Raw genomic sequence first — 17,544 nt, 5'->3', positions numbered from 1 at the left:
CGTATACCGCGGGTACGTTCCGTCAGGGGAGACTGTCTGCCCGGATAAACTCCAGCAACTCCGCGCCGCTCCCGTTAAATACATCGTAATCCGTTGTCTCCGCATCAATGACGTACGACGCGCTTTTCTGCCAGAACGTATGCCCCGTTTTCTGCCAGGCTACCGGCAGCACGGGCTTGGGTTTGCCGGAGTATTCCGCCAGCCAGAGCGGGAAAGCGGCAAACACCTCGTTGCGCAGGTAAACGTTGGCAAAACTGAGGTTGGTGTACAGGATAGGTTTGCGCCCATGTTGCCGCTCCAGGTAACTGAGGCAGGCCAGCAGGCGGCGTTGCAGGCTGTCGGCCGGGATGCTGTCTTTCAGGCTGCCGGCTTCCACGTCGATGATCAGCGGGATGTCCGTTTGGCCGGCGCCCATCGCCGTCTGCAGGAAAAATGCGGCCTGCCGCTCCGGGTCGTCGGAACTGATGAAAAAATGATAAGCGCCGCGCAGCACGTTCGTCCGCCCCAGCATTTCCCAATTGGCGGCGAAGGTGCCGTCGCGCATGGTGAGCCCTTCGGTGGCCTTGCAGATCACAAAATAAATACTGTCGAAGTCCGTGATTTTCTCCAGCAGGTTACCCTGGTACTTCGATACGTCGAGGCCATACACCACCGGCGCGGCATGCAGTCTGGCCAGTTTGGGATCCGGCTGGGGCGGTACCGTATCCGCTTCCACTACGGGCAATTGGGCAGGGGTGGGCCGGTTGCAAAAATACAGCGCAAAGGGCGTCGCCAGCAGCACGAACATAAGCGCATACACAAAAATCGGCTGGCGGTTTTCCCGCAGCAGCGGCATTTCCATATGCGGGGCCAGCACTTTCAGGAAACGCAGGGCTTTCCGGTACAGCCGGGTGTAATGTTGCAGCCTGTTGCGGAATTGCGTGTCGAGCGTATGCATGCTGCTGTAGGCGCTGCTGCATTGCAGGGCGTTCTCCGTGGTAAGATGGATGAATGGTGTACCGGGACTGTTTTTATTCAGCGCCAGCAGTGGGGTGATGACGGCCTGTTGCAATACGTCCGCCGCTTTGTCAGCGCCCTTGCGCATCCAGTCCGCGAATATTTTAAAGTAACCGTCCACCCATTTGCCGGCGGCCTCATTGAGATGTTTGCCTTTCACGTAACCGTTCAGCTCGTCGTGCAGCCGCACCAGCTCGTACAGGTGGGTGTAATAATCGTTTTTGTAAGTTTTGTACCGCTCCCGGAATTCGGTCAGCATCATTTCCATTTCTTCGTTGGCGTACTGCAGGCTGTAGAGGGACGAGAGCAGCAGGCCGGCGTCGTGCGTGGCGGTGGGGCCTTTCATCAGGTCCCGGATATCCGGCAGGCGGCTGCCTGTACCGGTATAGGTATTGATGGCGGGCATGTGTTCGGTGAGAGCGGCTTCGTTGATGTTATCCCCCTTCAGGGGGATGTATTCTTCATTCGCCTGGACGGCCCGCCGGTACTGCGTCTCACAGAGGTCGCGGAAATTCCTGAACGCGCCCGCCCATTGCAGGCAGCTCCGGCGTTTTTTAAAGATGCGCATACGTTTATGTTTGAGGATTGTCCGTCGGGGTGTCGTTACCGCCGGCGTCGGGATAATATTTGGCGAGCCATAACCGGATGAGGTCGCTGCGGCTCACTGTTTTGACCTGGAAGCTGATGGGCACGCCGGCATCGCCTTTCTTCACTTCTTCGAGGTAATCTTCGAATGCGTTCATCAGGGTATTGATGTCCATCACCTGGTTGCCGGCCTGGTCTATTTTGCCGAGGCCCGTCATCACGCTCTGGATGGCGGCGCCCTGCATGCTGATGACGCGCGCGCCGGTTTTGGCGGTGGCGGCGGCCTGGTCTACCGTGCTCTCGGCGGCCGTGGTGCTGTTGCTGATGGCGGAGAGGCCGGCCGTTATTTTGGCCGGGTCAACGTCCGCGAAAGTCTTTACGCCCATCTCCACGAGGTTGGAGCGGATGGAAGGCACCACGCCCATCACGATGAGGTTGATGTGCGAGGTGATGCGTTGCGTGCTGAGCAGGTTTTTGATGTCTGAAGAGAAAGAAGGGTCCACGCCAAAGCCGCCGGAAGATTCTTCGAACCAGCTGCCGATCTTGAAACGTTCCTGGAGCCCGGCCGCCACGGCGGACATGGAGGGACCGCTGTTGCCCGTGGCGTCCTGCTTCAGCACATGCACCATGCCTACGAAGCTGGAGCCGCAGGTGGAACCGGAAAGTATGGACATACCTGTTCCGGGAGCATCTTTGTCCTGCGCCGCTGCCCGGCGCAGGCCTGTCGGGTCCGTGGTCTCTATCAGATTGTTTTTATTCGTGCCGAGATTGTTCCATACGCTCACTGCCTTGTCTACATCCAGTACAAAAGGGGAGAGCAGCACCGCCTGCCTGTGTGTGCAGCTGGCCGTGATCACGAGCGTGCCTGCCAGGTCGTGATTTTTGCGTTGCAGGCCGATCTGTGCCGCGGCTTTCCCGCTGATATTCGATGCGGTGCGCTCTCCCAGGTTTGCCGTGGATTCACGGATATAGTTTTCGATGCTGGCCTGTGTGCCCAGGGGATTGTCTTCCTCGTTTTCGTCGTACGAAAAATACTGGGCGTCGAGCTGCAGCGAATCCGCGGCCAAAGGCATTTTCCGGATGCCGGTACGGTCGAAGTCGACGGGGCTTTCCGCCACTTCCTCCACCGTTGTTTCACTGATCTGTTCTTTGAGCGCCTGCAGTTCCGTTTCCGCCGAAAGGCGGGCGCCGGTGTAATCGGCGGCGGACTGCGCGATCTCGCGGTCGAGCTCTTCCACCCGCGCCGTCAATGCTGAAATGTCCACATTCATGCCGAGGAGCTCGTTCACCGTCATCGTGAGGCTTCGTTTCATGGAGATGTACGCGTTCATTTTATCCTGCGCCGCATCGATGCGTGCCTGTATAACGCCGATCTGCCGGAGTTTCGCCAGTATGTCGGGATTCACAATATTGCCGAGCACCAGCGACGGGTGGTTATATGGAATGGATGAAGGCATTGTTGCAGCATTATCCGGTTATGCAAGGGTGGAGATCACGCGCAGGTACTCTTTCTGCGATACGGTAACGGCATCGAGAATGAGGTTGGCGAAATCGTACGCCTTGTCGGGCGTGTTCCTGTTGGCGAGGTAGGCTTTCAGGGCGGCGAAACTTCCCTCGTGATCCTGGTTCAGCAGGTTGGCCTTGGTGGTCACCATGCAGGCCATGCCTTTGTTGAGGATCTGCTGGCAATACGCGGCCCATTTGTCGTTGGAGGCCTGCCGCGCCTTGTCCTGCGGCGTTACTGCCGGCGTGGCGGTGGGGTGCAGCACGCACCACGATTCTCCTTTGCCCAGGTGGGTAGACGAAGCGGGGTGGCCGGTGGCCTCCATAAAAATGGAACAGGTGAAGCAGGAGGCCAGCTTGCTGGTTTTGGAGCCCACGGCTATTTCGTAGGGCGTACCGCCTGATTTCGCGCCGGGCTGGCTTTTACGCCATTCCACATCGTAGATGGCCTGTATCATGCCGTGCACATACCCGGCAATGTCCGCCTCGGTCAGCGGGCTCTGGCCGCGCGCGGTATCCTGGTCCTGGAAATACATGCCTTCCTGTTGTATCCCGGGCTGGTCGGAGTTTTTGCCGATGATGCCCCAGGCGGCGCGCTGGTCGGGTGCGTTGCCGATCTGTGCGCCGAGTTTGGGATTGGGGAACGATTTATCGGAAGGTATCCAGCGGTTGGCGGCATCGGGCACCTTGAAGCGGTAGGTGCTCATCAGGCCGGTTTGCCCGCCCTGGCGCCCGTCCACAAAACCGGTGTAAGCGCCGAAACCCTGGTAACCTACTTTGATGGGGTGGCCGTTGGTATCCTTCAGGGTGCCCAGCGCCACGTTGTACAATTCCTTCGCCATGTCGCTGCTCCAGTTGCCGGGGTCATAGCGGTCCGCATCCTGTACGGCCATGTTGCCCGTACCGCCGATGATCACTTTCTGGCCGGCGAGGTCGTAAAAAGGCGTGATGCCCAGCTGCGCCACCTTGCCGGCCGGCAGGCCGCCGTTGGCCAGCGCCTTGTTGATTTTGGCGAGGGCGTTGTGGTGATCGGCTATCTGCTGCTGCACATCCGCCGGCTCCAGATCCAGTTCCGGCAGGTAGGTGGGCTGGCCGGGTTTGAGTTGTACTTCCAGGTCGAAGCGGCAGTTCTTGCCGGTGTTGAGCCTTTGGAACGCATGCCCGATGATGGCAGCGGTCATGATCACGTCTGCATCCAGTGCAGCGTCTGTGGCATCGGAAAGGATGCCCTTTTGTACTTTGGCCATGATGGAAATTTTTAGGGTGAATGAGGTGCCCTGTCCGCCGGTAAAGCAGCAGAGCGGGTAAAAAAAATAAGGGTAGAAGCAGAAAGAGAAGGGCGGTTATGAAGTAGCGCCACCGCCTGAAGAACCTGAATTATCAGTGCCACCGCCACCGGACGGAGTACTGTCGTCGCCGGAAACGCTGGTGTACTTGTTGGGATAATACTTGCTCACCCACATTTCGGCCAGCTGTGATTTGGTGATGGGTTTGAGGTAATAATTGATCGGCACGCCGATGTTGCCGGCCAGGGCTTTCTGGATGTAATCGTCCATCGCGTCCATCATGGAGTTGATGTCGAGCATCTTGTTCGCCCCGTCGTCGATGTCCGCCAGGCCGGTGAGCACGCCCTGGATTTTCGCGTTCTGCATGGAAAGCATCTGTTGCCCCGTTCTGGCTGCGGTAGCGGAGGAATCTACCGTATCCATATCGCCGGCCGTGGCGTTTTGCAACGCCGCCAGTTGCTGCATGGCGGTGGCCCCGTCGAACGACGCGAACTGTTTTACGCCGAGCGCCACCTGGTTGCTTTTGATGGAGGGAATGGAGCCCATGGTCACCAGGGAAACATGCGAGGTGATGTTCTGCGTGCTGAGCAGGTTCTTCGCGTCCGCGGAAAAGGTGCTGTCCACGCCGAACCCGCCGCTGAGGTGCTCGATGAGCCCGCCGATGGCGAACTGGCTCTGGAGGCTTTCCGCTGCGGAATAGGCCGTTTCGGTGGAAGTGGTGGTAGTGGTGTTGAGGATGTGCACCATGCCGATGAAGCACGAGCCGTAGGTGGCACCACTCAAAAGGGTGAGTGATTTTTCGTTCTGTGTGTCGGTCTGCGCCATGGCTTTGGCGATGCTGGCGGGGTCGTTGATCTTCAGCATGTCGCCGGGATAGATTTTGTTCCATACCCTGATGGCCTTGTCTACGTCCATGATGAACGGCGCCAGCAGCAGCGCGTCTTTATGCGTACAGGTAATGCTGATGACGAGCGTGCCCGAAATGCTGTGTTTCTGGTACTGGCTGTTCATCTGGTCCTGCGCCGCGCTGCTGGCCTGCTCCTTGAATGAGTCGCCGAGAATGTCCAGTTCGCTGCTCACGAAACTCTTTACGGTAGCGGCCTGTGTGAAGGCGTCCTGCTGGTTTTCGTCGAATGAGAAGTACTGCACGTTCATCTTCAGGGAGTCGGCAGCCAGCGGCATCGTTTTGATCTGGGTTTTGTTGTAGTCGATGGGGCTTTCCACTTCTTCGTGCACCGTGGCCACTTTCTGCATGAGCGCGTAGATCTTGGAAGCGCCGTCCACTTTCTGTTTGGCGTAATCCACCGCGGCGGTCTGTATCGACTTCCCGGCCTCGGCGCTTTCTTTCACGAGGTCGGTAGTGTCGATGCCCATGTTGATCAGCTCCTGGATGGTCATGTCGATGCTGCGTTTCAGGGCAATGAGCGCGTTGAGATTATCTTCCGCCGCATCGATGGGCGCCTGGATGGCGCTCACGGCCACAAGGTTGTCGAGCGCGGCCTGGTTCACGAGGTTGCCCAGCACCAGGGAAGGGTCGTAAGGAATAACTGAAGGCATTTGTAATAGTTTTCAGGATAGAAAAAAGGTGAATCTTGCGGGTTAACTCCGGCGGGCACACGATGGCCTGCCTGCGGGGCTTGTAGGTGGTTGCATACGATACGGGTTTTGAAGGGTTAAAGAAAATCGATTGATGTCCCGAAACTATTTTGCAGCGGGGACACCGTCAAATTTATTATCCCAAATCGTTCTGCGGCAAGATGAACACCGCCCGTTGCCGTACGTAAATCTCCGGAGCGCTGCTAGTTGATAATACCGTAATTTGGAGAGGCATTACCCAAAAGACCGTTATCCAGATCCGATGAAACACCTACGAAAATTGACCAGTTGCTATATCATCAGCAACGGAACATCTGCTGATACCCTCATGCGATTCATCCAAAAAACGGCGCCCCTGTACATTGCAGGCCAAAGCGGCGACATAGCGGCGGCCACGCGCGAGATTGCAGGTATGCGGCCGGACATCACCTTTTTCGACATGGATGCCGATGTGCCGCAATGGATGGAGCTGATGGACATTATCTGCCGTAATTCCTACCTCATATTCATTTCCGACCGTGGCGAAACAGCCCTGTCGCTTTACAAAAAGTTCACGACCGATTTTATGATGGCCCCGCTTACTTACCTGAACTTCATCCGCGTCGTCACGAAGTCACAACTCATCATCAGCCACCATGGCACCCCTGAAGCCGCGCCCGACCCGTATTCCTTCTACATCACCGAAGAAAAAGGCCGGCTGGTCAGGATCCTGTACGACGATATCCTGTACGTGCAGGCCGCCCATAATTACATCCGTATACAGCTGGAAAGGGGCCAGTACCTCGTATACCTGTCGCTGAAGGAAATGGAAAAAGAGCTGCCCCCGAGGCAGTTCGTGCGCGTGCATAAATCTTTCATCGTGAACATCCAGCAAATCAAATCCATCGAATGGAACAAGATCATTTTGCCGAACGATGAGGCGGTGACGATCGGGGATACGTATAAACAGCCGTTTATGGAGCTCATCGCCCAACGGCTGATCAGCATTAAAAAAGGAGAATAAAAAAGGCGCTGCCTTTTTACAGACAGCGCCGGGTTAGCAAACGTTATTGCTAAATATACCTGTGATTATTGTTGTGCGTTCCTTTTCTTCACCTGCTGGTCTACGATCGCACCCGTACCAGCCCCGACGCCGGCGCCGATAATGGTGCCGATGGCAGCGCCTTTCAGGCGGTCTTTATTCACGATGGCCCCGGTGATGGCGCCAGCGCCGGCACCTACAACGGCGCCTTTAGCGGTATGGCTCCATTTCTTTTTGGCGGGAGCGGCCGGTGCCGGTGCTGCCGCGGCAGTTTCCTGGCTGTTGCCGCTGTTATTGCTTACAGCGGGCGCTGCGGCGGCCCGGGAGGCGCGGTTGGCCTTTATTGCGTTCATGGAGTCGATCGTACGCTGTTTAACGGTGGCGATCGCGTTCATGGAATCGATCGTGTTTTGCCTTGCAGCTTCGATAGCCGCCGTGTCGGGGTTGCCGCCACATGAGGCTAATACCGTTGTTGCTGCCAATACTGCTAATAACTGTTTCATGGTTAAAATTTTAAAGATTTATCACATCCGGCCCTGAAATTGCAGAAACCATGCCAGTTTTAGCATATACGCTGTGGGAGAGGGTTTTATGGTTGTTTTAAAAACTGAATCCGTCCTTTTTACAGTAGCGTTGCCCGGAGGAAACGCTACAGCCGCCCAGCTGGAATTTGCCTCTCCGGGCCTGCCGGAACATTTTGGGGGTGGGGAAGCTGTATACGATGGGAACAACCGTTTTGCGCGACAGGCAAATGGGGCAGGTGTTGTTTTTAACGAAAGGGGTGTACCAGGCTTCCTCCTGGGCGGGGATGGCGACCAGCGTATCGGCCGAAAGGCGTCAGGATGCTGAAGGAAGCGATGGAGGAAAAGGGTGTTCAGTTCGGAAAATAAGTATATGGGTCCCCGAAAGGCGTCAGAGGATGCTGAAGGAGCGTTGCAGAAAAGGGCGTTCTGTTCAGGAAACAGGTATATGCGTGCCCGAAAGGCGTAATGATGCTGAAGGAGGTGATAAGAAAAAGGCGCGCAGTTCAGCAAACAAGTAGATGCGTCCCCGTATCCCTGCACGAATGCATCGCATGGCGCGGTTTGAATTACCTTCCTCCGGGTAAATGTTTCGTGCTGATCCACCGCACGTCGAAATTGCTGCTGAAGAAATAATACAGCCCGTCGGGCGTGAGGTACGAGCAGTATTCGTACGAGGGTGTATTGATTTTGGGGCCGGCGTTCTGCGCGGTAGCCCATCGTTGCCCATTCTCTTTTTTTGCATAATAGATATCGCCGGAACCGTAACCGCCCGGCCGGTCCACGGAAGTGAACAGCAGCAGGGTTTCATCCGCCGTGGGGAAGGGATCATGTTCCATCGCGGCGGAATTCACCGCCCCGCCAAGGTTTTCCGGCAGGGCGTACTGCCCGTTCCGCGGACGGCTGCAATAAATATCAAATGACCCGTAACCGCCCGGCCGGTTGGACGCGAAATAGATATTCCCGTTGGGCGCAAACGAAACGTAATATTCCGTGCTGTCTGAATTGACGGCGTGAAGGTTTTCCGGTGCGCTCCATTTACCGCCCGCCAACGGGCGAACGAACCAGATGTCGTAGTCCGGCAGCGTATCCGCCGCATCGCGCGGCCGGTTCGAAATATAATAGAGCGCCCCGTCCGGGCCGAAGCAGGGATCGGCCTGGGAATACGCGGTGTCCGCAAAAGACGCCGTTACAGGCATTTCCCAGCGTTCTCCGTCGTAGCTGCTTTGCAGCATCCGCCAGCGGCCCTTTTCGGAGCGGCAGAAATAGAACGTCCGGCCGTCAGGTGAAAAGGCCGCATTAAAATCGAGTGAATCGCCGGAAACGATGCCCGGCAAAAAGGCGAGGGCCGTTGAATCGGGAAGGGGCCGCGGGTAGGGGATGCCGCCGCGCTCCGGTGTACCGCACCGTACGATACTGAAAATGCATGCTGCTGCCGCGAACCGGTATAACTGGCGTTTCATAAGGGTTTGTGTTTTTGGATGATAGATTCTTCCCGCCCTGGATCCTTGCGGGCGCCTCCTTCCCAAGTTACTGAAAAACCATGCGGAAAATGCAGCGTGTTCTTTTTGTATTGATATCCGGAAAACCGATCCCCCGATGAAAATGCAAAGATGGTTCCCTGTTGCATTCACCGAACCGGGTAAACAATACTTCCGCGAGTCCGCCCCCGGCGCCATCCGCATTGAACCGGACGGGAAAAGCGCCTTCACGCCTGCGTCCGCCGGCCGCCATCGCATCATGCTGCTGGATGAAGCGAAGATCAAACCGGTGCTGCGGAGGTTGGAGGAAACGGTGGGCGGAACGTACTAAAAAAAACTGCCCGGCGATGGCCGGGCAGCTGCGATTATTTTTTCTTCACCTGGAACAGCGTGTCCTTCTCATTCCCCCCGGCCTTCAGGTAGGCCATCAGGTCCCTCAGTTCTTCCGCGTTCAGGCGGTTGATCAGGCCCGGCAGCATCACGGACACTTTGGAGATCTTCGTGCCGGTTACTTCCTCTTTCTTCAGTTCCCGCAACGTCTGCGGTGAAAACGGGTTCTGGGAGATCTGGTATTTTTCATCGTCCTGGTTCACGAGCCGCCCCAGTACGGAGTTGCCGTCTTTCATGGTGAACACGGTAGCGGCGTATTGATCCGATACGGTTTTGCTCGGGTCGATGATGGCTTCGAGAATGTCTTTCGTGGAGAAGCGGGTGCCCAGCTGCGTGAGGTCCGGACCGGCGGTGCCGCCTTCCCCGCGCATGTTGTGGCACGAACTGCAAAGCGTAACGGCAAACATGGCTTTGCCCTGTGCGTAGCTGCGGTTATGCAGCCCGCTGTCGATCACTTTCACGGCTTCCTCCAGTTTCCATTTCCTGCCGGGGCCTTTGGGCTGCGGATAGCCGGCCGTGAGGCTGTTGCGGCCGTTGCTCACGAGGGAGTCGCCGGAGAGGGTGTTGAAGCGCGCGAAATCTGCTTTCGGCAGCAATTCGAGGGCGTTTTTACGGGCTTTGTCGATGAACCCGATGAAACTGCGGCCGCCTTTAAAATCAAATGCCCTGGCGAACCATTTGAAATAGGTTTCCTGTAGCGCGGGCGTCCAGCCGTTGCGGGCCTGGCTCAATACGGTGGCGTAATAGGTTTGCTGCATGGGTGGCACCTTGGCCAGCATGTCGGCAATGTCGAGCCCGTATTGCGGGTTGCGCATGATCAGGTCTTCGGAGGAAGTGGCGGTTTTCTGTTCTTCGGGATCGTCCACGGCGGATGCCATCAGCGCCATGGTTTTGGACACGGCGTCCGGCGCGTTGAGATACACGAGCAGTTTGCTCAGCGAGCGGTTGAGGGTATTCTGTTTGGCGGGGTAATGCGGGTTGAGGTACGCGATGAGCTGTGCCTGCTGCGCGGTATCGGGTTTGCCCATGCGGGTGATCAGGAGCTCTATGGCCCGCAGCAGGTCGTTTTGCTGCGTGGCGTCGAGTTTGCCGTAATCCACACTCAGCAGCTGCTGGCAGATGGCGGGTTGCAGCGTGGAATCGCCGCGCCGTGCCAATGCAATGCCCAGCTGGATGATGGTGGCGGGATCTTTTTCCGCGAACGCACGTTGCCGCCATTCCTGCACGGGCTGGTTTTCCAGCGCCACCCTTGCGGCGAAACGGATGAAGCGGTCTTTGTCTTTCAAATACGGCCACGCGGCATCCACGGCGCCTGCTTTCGGGCCGCCGTGATAAGCCTCGAGCTGCCGGCGCGTTTGCTGCGCTTCCGTGAGGACCGGGGCTTTGACGGGATCGTTATCTTCCGTGTTGTCTTTATAATACACGCGGTATAAATCGGATTCCAGCCTGCGGCCGCCCGTCAGGAAATACATCGCCCCATCAGGCCCGATGACACCGTCGGTTAAGGGGAGCGGCGCGCCGGAAAGGAATTCTTCAGCGGTGGCTTTATAAGAGGCGCCATCGGCTTCCAGGTGCACGGCGTAAATGATGCCGAAGCTCCAGTCGAACGCATAAATGGCCCGGCGGTATTTATCCGGGAAGCGCGCGTCGGCGCCGGACACCACGTTGGTAGGGGAGCCCTGGCCGATGTTGAGAATGCCGGGCAGGTTGTCCGGGTAGGCGGGCGACAGCTTCGCCGTACCATGTTTCCAGCCGAACTCGCTGCCGCTGGTAACATGGCAGATGCGGGTGGGGCGGTACCAGGGTGTGCCGAAGTCCCACTCCATATCCGAATCGTAGGTAAACAGGTCGCCGGCATCGTTGAATGCCATATCGAACGAGTTGCGGAAGCCGGAGCCGATCAGTTCCCAGTTGGCGCCGGTCGAATCCACATGGGCTATCCAGCCGCCGTGGGCGTACACACCGCTATTGTCATGACCGCCGGGGTCTTTGATCATGGGCAACAGGTTGTCGATACTGTCGTTGGGCCGGTTGCGGTACCGGTTCATTTCCGGGATGCGGGTGAAGTTGCCGGCTACCACGTACAGCGATTTTTTATCGGGGCTGAGGATGATGCTGTGCGGGCCGTGCTCGCCTTCGCCGTCGAGCTCCTTCAGCAGCGTGATTTTATCAAGCTGGTCGTCGCCGTCGGTGTCCTGCAGCCGGTACAGGCCGCTGCCTTTATTGAAACGGTCGTCTTTCCGGTGGTTCACCATCACATACAGGCTGTTGAACGCCCAGAGGAGGCCCTGCGCATATCCCATCGTTACTTTCGAAGCGGTGTCGGTGCCGATCTTCAGCAGCTCGGTTTTCAGTTTCGTGGTGGTATCTCCGATGGCGGGCAGCTGCAGGCGGTAGAGGTAACCGAACTGGTCGGACACGATCATGCGGCCCTTCGGGTCGAACGTCATGGCCACCCAGGAGCCCTGGCCGCTGTCGCCCGGACTGTACAGATGCTCCGCGGTAAAACGATCGGGCAGTTTGAGCTTTTCCACCTTCGGGTGAAGGGGCTTCGGATTTTTCGGTTGTGTGGTACAGGCGGAAACGGTAATGATAACAAGTGCCAGTACAGAGAGTGTTCTTAGCATAGTCTCGTATTAAAGGTGAGGGTGTTTGACGTGGATAAAACGAAAAATACGCATTACAGTTTATTTTTTATAGCGGGCGGCGTAAATATCTTTCTTCCCTGAACTGTTTGGGGGAAGTGCCCATCACGAGTTTGAAGGAACGGGAAAAACTGTACTGGTCGGTATACCCCATATCCTGCGCGATCTGTTTGATGCTCAGCTTGCTTTCCTTGAGCAGCTGGCTGGCCTTTTGTATTTTGAGGGAGTTGTAGAGCTGGATGGGGGAGTACTTTGTTTTTTCCTTGAAAAGGGCGGACAGGTAGGAGGCGGATAGTTGTGTTTCGCGCGCAAGGTCTGCGAGGGTGAGCTGGCCGTGGAGGTGCTGTTTCATGATGTTGATGCTGCGCTCGATAATATTGTCCGCGCCCTTCTTCATATAATTGAACACCGTCAGCCGGAAGGTGCCCAGGAAACTGTAAAAGCGGAAGTTGGCGTAGAGCAGGTTTTCGATATTGTTCATGAGGTCGAGGTGATGATGGATATCGTCGAACTGCGCGATACGCCCTACGAGCGGCGGTACGGTACGGGGCGCGCCTTTTTTGCCGGGGGCGAGGTAAGCAAAGATCTCGTCGGCCAGCAGGCCGTTGAATTGAATGGTGTAAAGCCGCCAGGGATGTTTGGTGTCGGAGCCGGCGGAAAAGGGCGTTTTTTTTGGTATCAGTACAAACTGGTTGGCCTTGATGGGAATGCGGTGGCCGGCATCGTACCAGCCTTTGCCGTGCGCGCAGTACAACAGGCTGTAGTGCGGGCTTCCTTTCGGCCGCGACCAGCTACGGGGGCTGTTTTCAGGGGAGAAGCCCATTTCGGTGATATAGAGGTTCCGGGCCAGCGGATGTTTCTCCAGTTTCTTTTGCAGCTGCGGCGGTAATATCCAGTTGGTCTGCTGAATAACGGGAGTATTTGTCATCATCACAGTAATTTAAGCTATTCTTTTCATAACAATCAACATTGCGCGGGTGAATATTTTTGTGAAACTTCGCCATCATATTCCACGCGATACGCCAAACAACTATGAACCATCTGCCTTTTGTCGACTTACTGGTAATTTTTATTTATCTCCTCAGCATGGTTTTGGTGGGGGTGTACTTTTCGAGGAAGAATAAAAGCACGGCGCAATTCACCACGGCCTCGGGCAGCATCCCGGGCTGGGCGCTGGGCCTGTCTTTATACGCCACGTTTTTGAGCAGCAATACTTTCCTGGGAGTGCCCGGCAAAGCATTCGGCGGTAACTGGAACGCCTTTGTTTTCAGTTTGTCCATGCCGCTGGCCGCCATTATCGCGGCGCGTTATTTTGTACCGTTTTACCGCAGCAGCGGCGAGGTGAGCGCGTACACGCACCTGGAGCACCGCTTCGGCGCCTGGGCCAGGACATACGCCATGGTCTGTTTCATCCTCACGCAACTGGCGCGGATGGGCTCCATCTTTTTCGGGGTGGCGCTGGCCTTACAGGCGCTCACCGGCCTCGACATGAAAACCATCATGCTCGTCACCGGCGCCTGCATCATCGTATACACGGTGCTGGGCGGCATGGAAGCGGTGATCTGGACGGAAGTGATACAGGGCCTCGTCAAAACGGCAGGCGCCCTCATCATACTCGGCATCATCATATTCGAAATGAAAGACGGCGCGGCGGACATATTCAGGATAGGCGCGGCAGACAACAAGTTTGCGCTCGGCAGCTTCGCGCTCACCGACCTCAGCACGTCTACCTTCTGGGTGGTGTTCCTGTACGGCTTTTTCATCAACCTCAACAACTTCGGGATGGACCAGAACTACGTGCAGCGTTACCACGCCGCCCGCAGCGAAAAGGAAGCCTCCCGCAGCATCTGGCTCTGCGTGTACTGGTACGTGCCGGTTTCGCTGGCTTTCTTTTTCATCGGCACGGCGCTGTACGCCTATTTCCAGCAGCAGCCGGAATTGCTGATGGCCGTCAAACAGCAGGTGGCCACGGAAAGGAATGTGCCGGTAAGCTCGCTCGCACCGGCGGATTACGGGGACAAGATACTGCCGTATTTTATGGTGACGAAAGTACCGAAAGGGCTGGTGGGGCTGATCATCGCCGCTATCCTGTCGGCCGCCATGAGCACCGTTTCCAGCGGCATGAACAGTTCCGCCACGGTATTCCTGAAAGACATTTACCAGCGGTATTTCAATCCCAATCCCGGGCCTAAAAAAGAGATGCGGATACTTTATATCACCACCACCCTTACCGGCGTGCTCGCCATTGTTTTCGGCATGGCGATGATCGGGGTGAAAAGCGTTCTCGACATCTGGTGGGAGCTCTCCGGCATTTTCGCCGGCGGCATGCTGGGCCTCTTTTTGCTGGGCATCGTGTCCAAAGCAAACAACACGGAAGCGGTTACCGCCACGCTGATCGGCATCGTGGTCATCCTCTGGATGTCGTTGTCCAAATATTTCCCTGCCGGCTGGGAGCGCCTTAAAAGCCCGATGCATGTGAACATGATCATCGTGGTGGGCACCCTGTCCATCTTCCTGGCGGGCATGATGCTCACGCGGCTGAAACGCCTCGTGGTCAGAACCTGAATTCGTTCAATCATTTATAAAATTGCTTTTTATGCAAAAGAAGTTCGTTCCTGTGATGATAACCCCTTACGACCTGAAAGCGAAAATCGATTTCGGGGTGGTGGAAAACCTTATCGACTTCTACCTGGCGGCCGGTGTGAAAGGTTTTTTCGCCAATTGTCTGTCGTCTGAAATGTACAGCATCAGCGAAGACGAGCGCCTGGAGCTGACGCGCCACGTGGTGCGTTACGTCAACGGCCGGGTGCCCATCGTGGCCACCGGGTCTTTCGGGCTGACGATAGAAGACAAAGCGGAGTTCGTTAAAAAAATAGCAGACACGGGCATCGATTCCGTGATACTCATTACCGGCCATTTTGCGCATGTGGATGAAGATGATGATATTCTCTGGCAGCGCTTTGAAAAGATACTCACCCTTACGGGGGATATCCTGCTGGGCCTGTATGAATGTCCCGCCCCGTACAAACGCATCATTTCCCCGGCCATTTTAAAAAGGCTGCTCGATACCAACCGGCTGAATTACCACAAGGATACTTCGTGCAATGTGGACAATGTGCGGGAGAAACTGGCCGTGGCGGCGGGCAGCAGGCTGGAGTTTTACGATGCGCATACGCCCAATGCCGTGGCCTCGCTGAAGATGGGCGCGGCGGGCATGTCGTCCATCTCCGGGAACTTTTACCCGGAAATACTGGTATGGTTGTGCGATCATGCCAACGACCCGGACAAACAGGAAGACGTGGCCTGGATACAGTCCGAATTGCAGCGGGTGGATCCGCTCATCCACATCGCTTACCCCATGAGCGCCAAATATTTCCTGCAGCTGCGGGGCTTGCCGGTGCGTACCATCAGCCGTGCCCATGCATTGGAGCTGACGCCCGAACAGAAGCAGGTATTAAACGATATTCACCGGGATTTTTCACAGTGGTGTAAAAGGCTTGGTATCCGGGAAGTGGCAACGGAGGGAGTGGCGTCGCATTAAATCCTCGTTATTCCTGCCGGGAATGTATGTGCCGGATGCTTTTTTGTTGTAGCTTGGAACGCCGTTCGATATTCCCTAATCCTTACTGCATATGACCAATCTGCACATTCCGCTACAAGATGAACGCACCCTCTGGAGCCGCCTCCGGGAAGGTGACCGGGAGGCTTTCAGCGAAATTTACCGGCGGTTTTTCCCGCTGTTGTTCCGGTATTGCATCCGGTTCACAGACGACCGCGACCTGGTAAAGGATGTGCTCCAGGATTTTTTCACGCAGCTTTACCTGAAACGGCATTCCCTCACCATTCCCGACAAACTGAAAAGCTACCTGCTGGTGGCCGCGCGCCGCGAACTGGTGCGGCGCCTGGGCAAAGAAAACCGCCGCGCGGGAGAAACCCTGCACGAAGAAGGATACGATTTCAGCCTGGAACTGTCCGCCGAACACCTGCTCATCAACCGGCAGCACGAAGAAAAAACGGCGCGCCAGCTGCAACGCAGTATGTACCTGCTCACCGACCGCCAGAAAGAGGCCATTTACCTCCGTTTTTATGAAAGCATGGGATACGACGAAATTGCCGGCATCATGCAGCTGAAAGAGGTGAAATACGCCAGAACGCTCGTGTACCGGGCTATCACCGAACTGAAGGTGGTGCTCGAAAATGAGCGGCATTTACTGTCGAATCAATAGTGTTTTTTACTGTAGCGGCCGTTCGTTGTAACAAGCATACCGATGGGTGGTTTGCGGCATTCTTTTCCTGTGCGGATGTCCGGCCGTACTGTAATGGTCGTCCGTTATAACAAGCTGACTGAGATATTCTTTTCCCGTACGGATATTCCGGCCGGATGGTGCGACATTCATTCCTGTGTGGGCGGACATGATACCTTATCCGGTCAGCTATTTTACCGTTACAGCATCCGGAAAAATAAATCGGACTTTTTCAAAAATAATCCGTTTTCCGTGAGGGTATTTCGCAGCGCCACCGCCTCCTGTTTATAGATACCGACTTTATATGATGAATTACAGGCAATACGAAGCCGAGGATTTTGTGGCGGACGCCTCTTTCCAGGCCTGGGTGCAGTACGGCAGCGACGATGATTTCTGGCGGGGCTGGCAGGCCGCGAACCCCGACCGGGTAGCGGTGGTAGAGGCCGCAAAGGAGTTGGTGGAGGCCCTTCGTTTTCATTCAACGGAAGTTGACCCGGCTGAAATGGAAGCAGTCATGCAAAACATCACCCGTACATTAGACCCGGTTAAAAAAAATAGTACCTCCGCACTGCGGCGGTTGCTCTATGCCGCGTCTGCCGTGGCGGCGGCCATTATCATAAGCCTCGTGTTCCTCTGGCCGCAACCGGCCACCGTGACCATTACCACCGCCTTCGGCGAAACGCGCGACGTATTGCTGCCCGATGGTTCCCTTGTAACGCTCAACGCCAATTCATCCCTCGAATACCGCAAAAGCTGGCATGAAAAACAGGAGCGGGAAGTGACGCTCACCGGCGAAGCCTTCTTTAAAGTAACGTCCCGCCCCAACGGCTTTCATCCAAAATTCAAAGTACATACCCCGCTGGCCGGCGTGCAGGTGCTGGGCACCGCTTTCAACATGCGCAATCGCCGGAACGAAGTGACCGTGGTGCTGGAAGAAGGAAAAGTACAGATCAACGACATGGAGATGGCGCCCGGAGACCTGGTGACGGTATCGGGGAAGGGGAGCGCCCGCCGCAAGGTGGAACCCGCCCGGTTCAGTGCCTGGAAAGAACACCGCCTTGTGTTTGACAACGAAACGCTGGCGGGCATTACACAAGTACTCGAAGATACATATGGTTACCACGTCACGTTCCGCAAAACAGGCGCACAAAGCCTGCGGCTGACGGGCTCTTATCCAACGGACCGCCTCAACCTGCTGTTTGCCGCCATTCGTGAAGTGCATCGTGTGAAAGTGCAGCAACAGGGCGCAGCAATAATTATCGAATAAGATTAAAAC

The 17,544-nt window shown here is 56.2% G+C and carries 14 protein-coding genes; 6 read left to right on the top strand and 8 right to left on the bottom strand.

What is annotated here, in order from left to right:
• Window positions 1–22: 22 nt before the first annotated feature.
• From EGT74_RS16405 to EGT74_RS16390, 4 genes are all read right to left on the bottom strand, one after another.
• Window positions 23–1,564: a GH25 family lysozyme gene (locus tag EGT74_RS16405; RefSeq protein ID WP_123847662.1), complete on the bottom strand. Its 1,542-nt coding sequence runs from the start codon at window positions 1,562–1,564 to the stop codon at window positions 23–25.
• Window positions 1,565–1,568: 4 nt separating this feature from the next.
• Window positions 1,569–3,038, bottom strand: coding sequence for a hypothetical protein (locus EGT74_RS16400; protein WP_123847661.1), 1,470 nt, complete (start codon window positions 3,036–3,038; stop codon window positions 1,569–1,571).
• A gap of 18 nt (window positions 3,039–3,056) precedes the next feature.
• Window positions 3,057–4,331, bottom strand: coding sequence for a hypothetical protein (locus tag EGT74_RS16395; RefSeq protein ID WP_123847660.1), 1,275 nt, complete (start codon window positions 4,329–4,331; stop codon window positions 3,057–3,059).
• A 96-nt stretch (window positions 4,332–4,427) separates the two neighbouring features.
• Window positions 4,428–5,927, bottom strand: a complete 1,500-nt coding sequence (locus tag EGT74_RS16390) for a hypothetical protein (RefSeq protein ID WP_123847659.1) — start codon at window positions 5,925–5,927, stop codon at window positions 4,428–4,430.
• Window positions 5,928–6,294: 367 nt separating this feature from the next.
• Between EGT74_RS16390 and EGT74_RS16385 the strand changes: the two genes are divergently transcribed.
• A complete protein-coding gene (locus EGT74_RS16385; protein ID WP_158618186.1) occupies window positions 6,295–6,969 on the top strand; it encodes a LytR/AlgR family response regulator transcription factor in 675 nt (224 codons plus the stop codon).
• 65 nt (window positions 6,970–7,034) lie between these two features.
• On the opposite strand, the gene EGT74_RS16380 is transcribed toward EGT74_RS16385, so the two are convergent.
• The gene (locus EGT74_RS16380; protein WP_123847657.1) at window positions 7,035–7,490 is read right to left on the bottom strand and encodes a glycine zipper domain-containing protein; all 456 of its coding nucleotides are present in this window, start codon (window positions 7,488–7,490) and stop codon (window positions 7,035–7,037) included.
• Between the two features lie 587 nt (window positions 7,491–8,077).
• Window positions 8,078–8,971: a TolB family protein gene (locus tag EGT74_RS16375; protein WP_158618185.1), complete on the bottom strand. Its 894-nt coding sequence runs from the start codon at window positions 8,969–8,971 to the stop codon at window positions 8,078–8,080.
• Between the two features lie 136 nt (window positions 8,972–9,107).
• Between EGT74_RS16375 and EGT74_RS26940 the strand changes: the two genes are divergently transcribed.
• A complete protein-coding gene (locus EGT74_RS26940) occupies window positions 9,108–9,320 on the top strand; it encodes a hypothetical protein (protein ID WP_158618184.1) in 213 nt (70 codons plus the stop codon).
• 34 nt (window positions 9,321–9,354) lie between these two features.
• Here EGT74_RS26940 and EGT74_RS16370 read toward each other — a convergent pair whose 3' ends face one another.
• Together EGT74_RS16370 and EGT74_RS16365 are read right to left on the bottom strand one after the other, a co-directional pair.
• Window positions 9,355–12,006 (bottom strand): c-type cytochrome, encoded by a 2,652-nt coding sequence (locus tag EGT74_RS16370; protein ID WP_123847655.1) that lies wholly within the window; start codon window positions 12,004–12,006, stop codon window positions 9,355–9,357.
• Window positions 12,007–12,073: 67 nt separating this feature from the next.
• Window positions 12,074–12,955, bottom strand: a complete 882-nt coding sequence (locus EGT74_RS16365; protein WP_123847654.1) for a helix-turn-helix domain-containing protein — start codon at window positions 12,953–12,955, stop codon at window positions 12,074–12,076.
• A gap of 101 nt (window positions 12,956–13,056) precedes the next feature.
• Between EGT74_RS16365 and EGT74_RS16360 the strand changes: the two genes are divergently transcribed.
• The 4 genes from EGT74_RS16360 (at window position 13,057) to EGT74_RS16345 (ending at window position 17,535) form a co-directional block, all read left to right on the top strand.
• Entirely contained in the window at window positions 13,057–14,589 is a 1,533-nt protein-coding gene (locus tag EGT74_RS16360) for a sodium:solute symporter (RefSeq protein WP_123847653.1), read from the top strand.
• Between the two features lie 31 nt (window positions 14,590–14,620).
• Entirely contained in the window at window positions 14,621–15,565 is a 945-nt protein-coding gene (locus EGT74_RS16355) for a dihydrodipicolinate synthase family protein (protein ID WP_123847652.1), read from the top strand.
• Between the two features lie 91 nt (window positions 15,566–15,656).
• Complete coding sequence (locus EGT74_RS16350; RefSeq protein ID WP_123847651.1) at window positions 15,657–16,250, top strand: RNA polymerase sigma factor; 594 nt, start codon at window positions 15,657–15,659, stop codon at window positions 16,248–16,250.
• Window positions 16,251–16,572: 322 nt separating this feature from the next.
• Window positions 16,573–17,535, top strand: a complete 963-nt coding sequence (locus EGT74_RS16345; protein ID WP_123847650.1) for a FecR family protein — start codon at window positions 16,573–16,575, stop codon at window positions 17,533–17,535.
• Window positions 17,536–17,544 lie beyond the last annotated feature (9 nt).

This window comes from Chitinophaga lutea, assembly GCF_003813775.1.
GTDB lineage: Bacteria > Bacteroidota > Bacteroidia > Chitinophagales > Chitinophagaceae > Chitinophaga > Chitinophaga lutea.
This window is presented reverse-complemented; position numbering and strand designations above follow the sequence as displayed.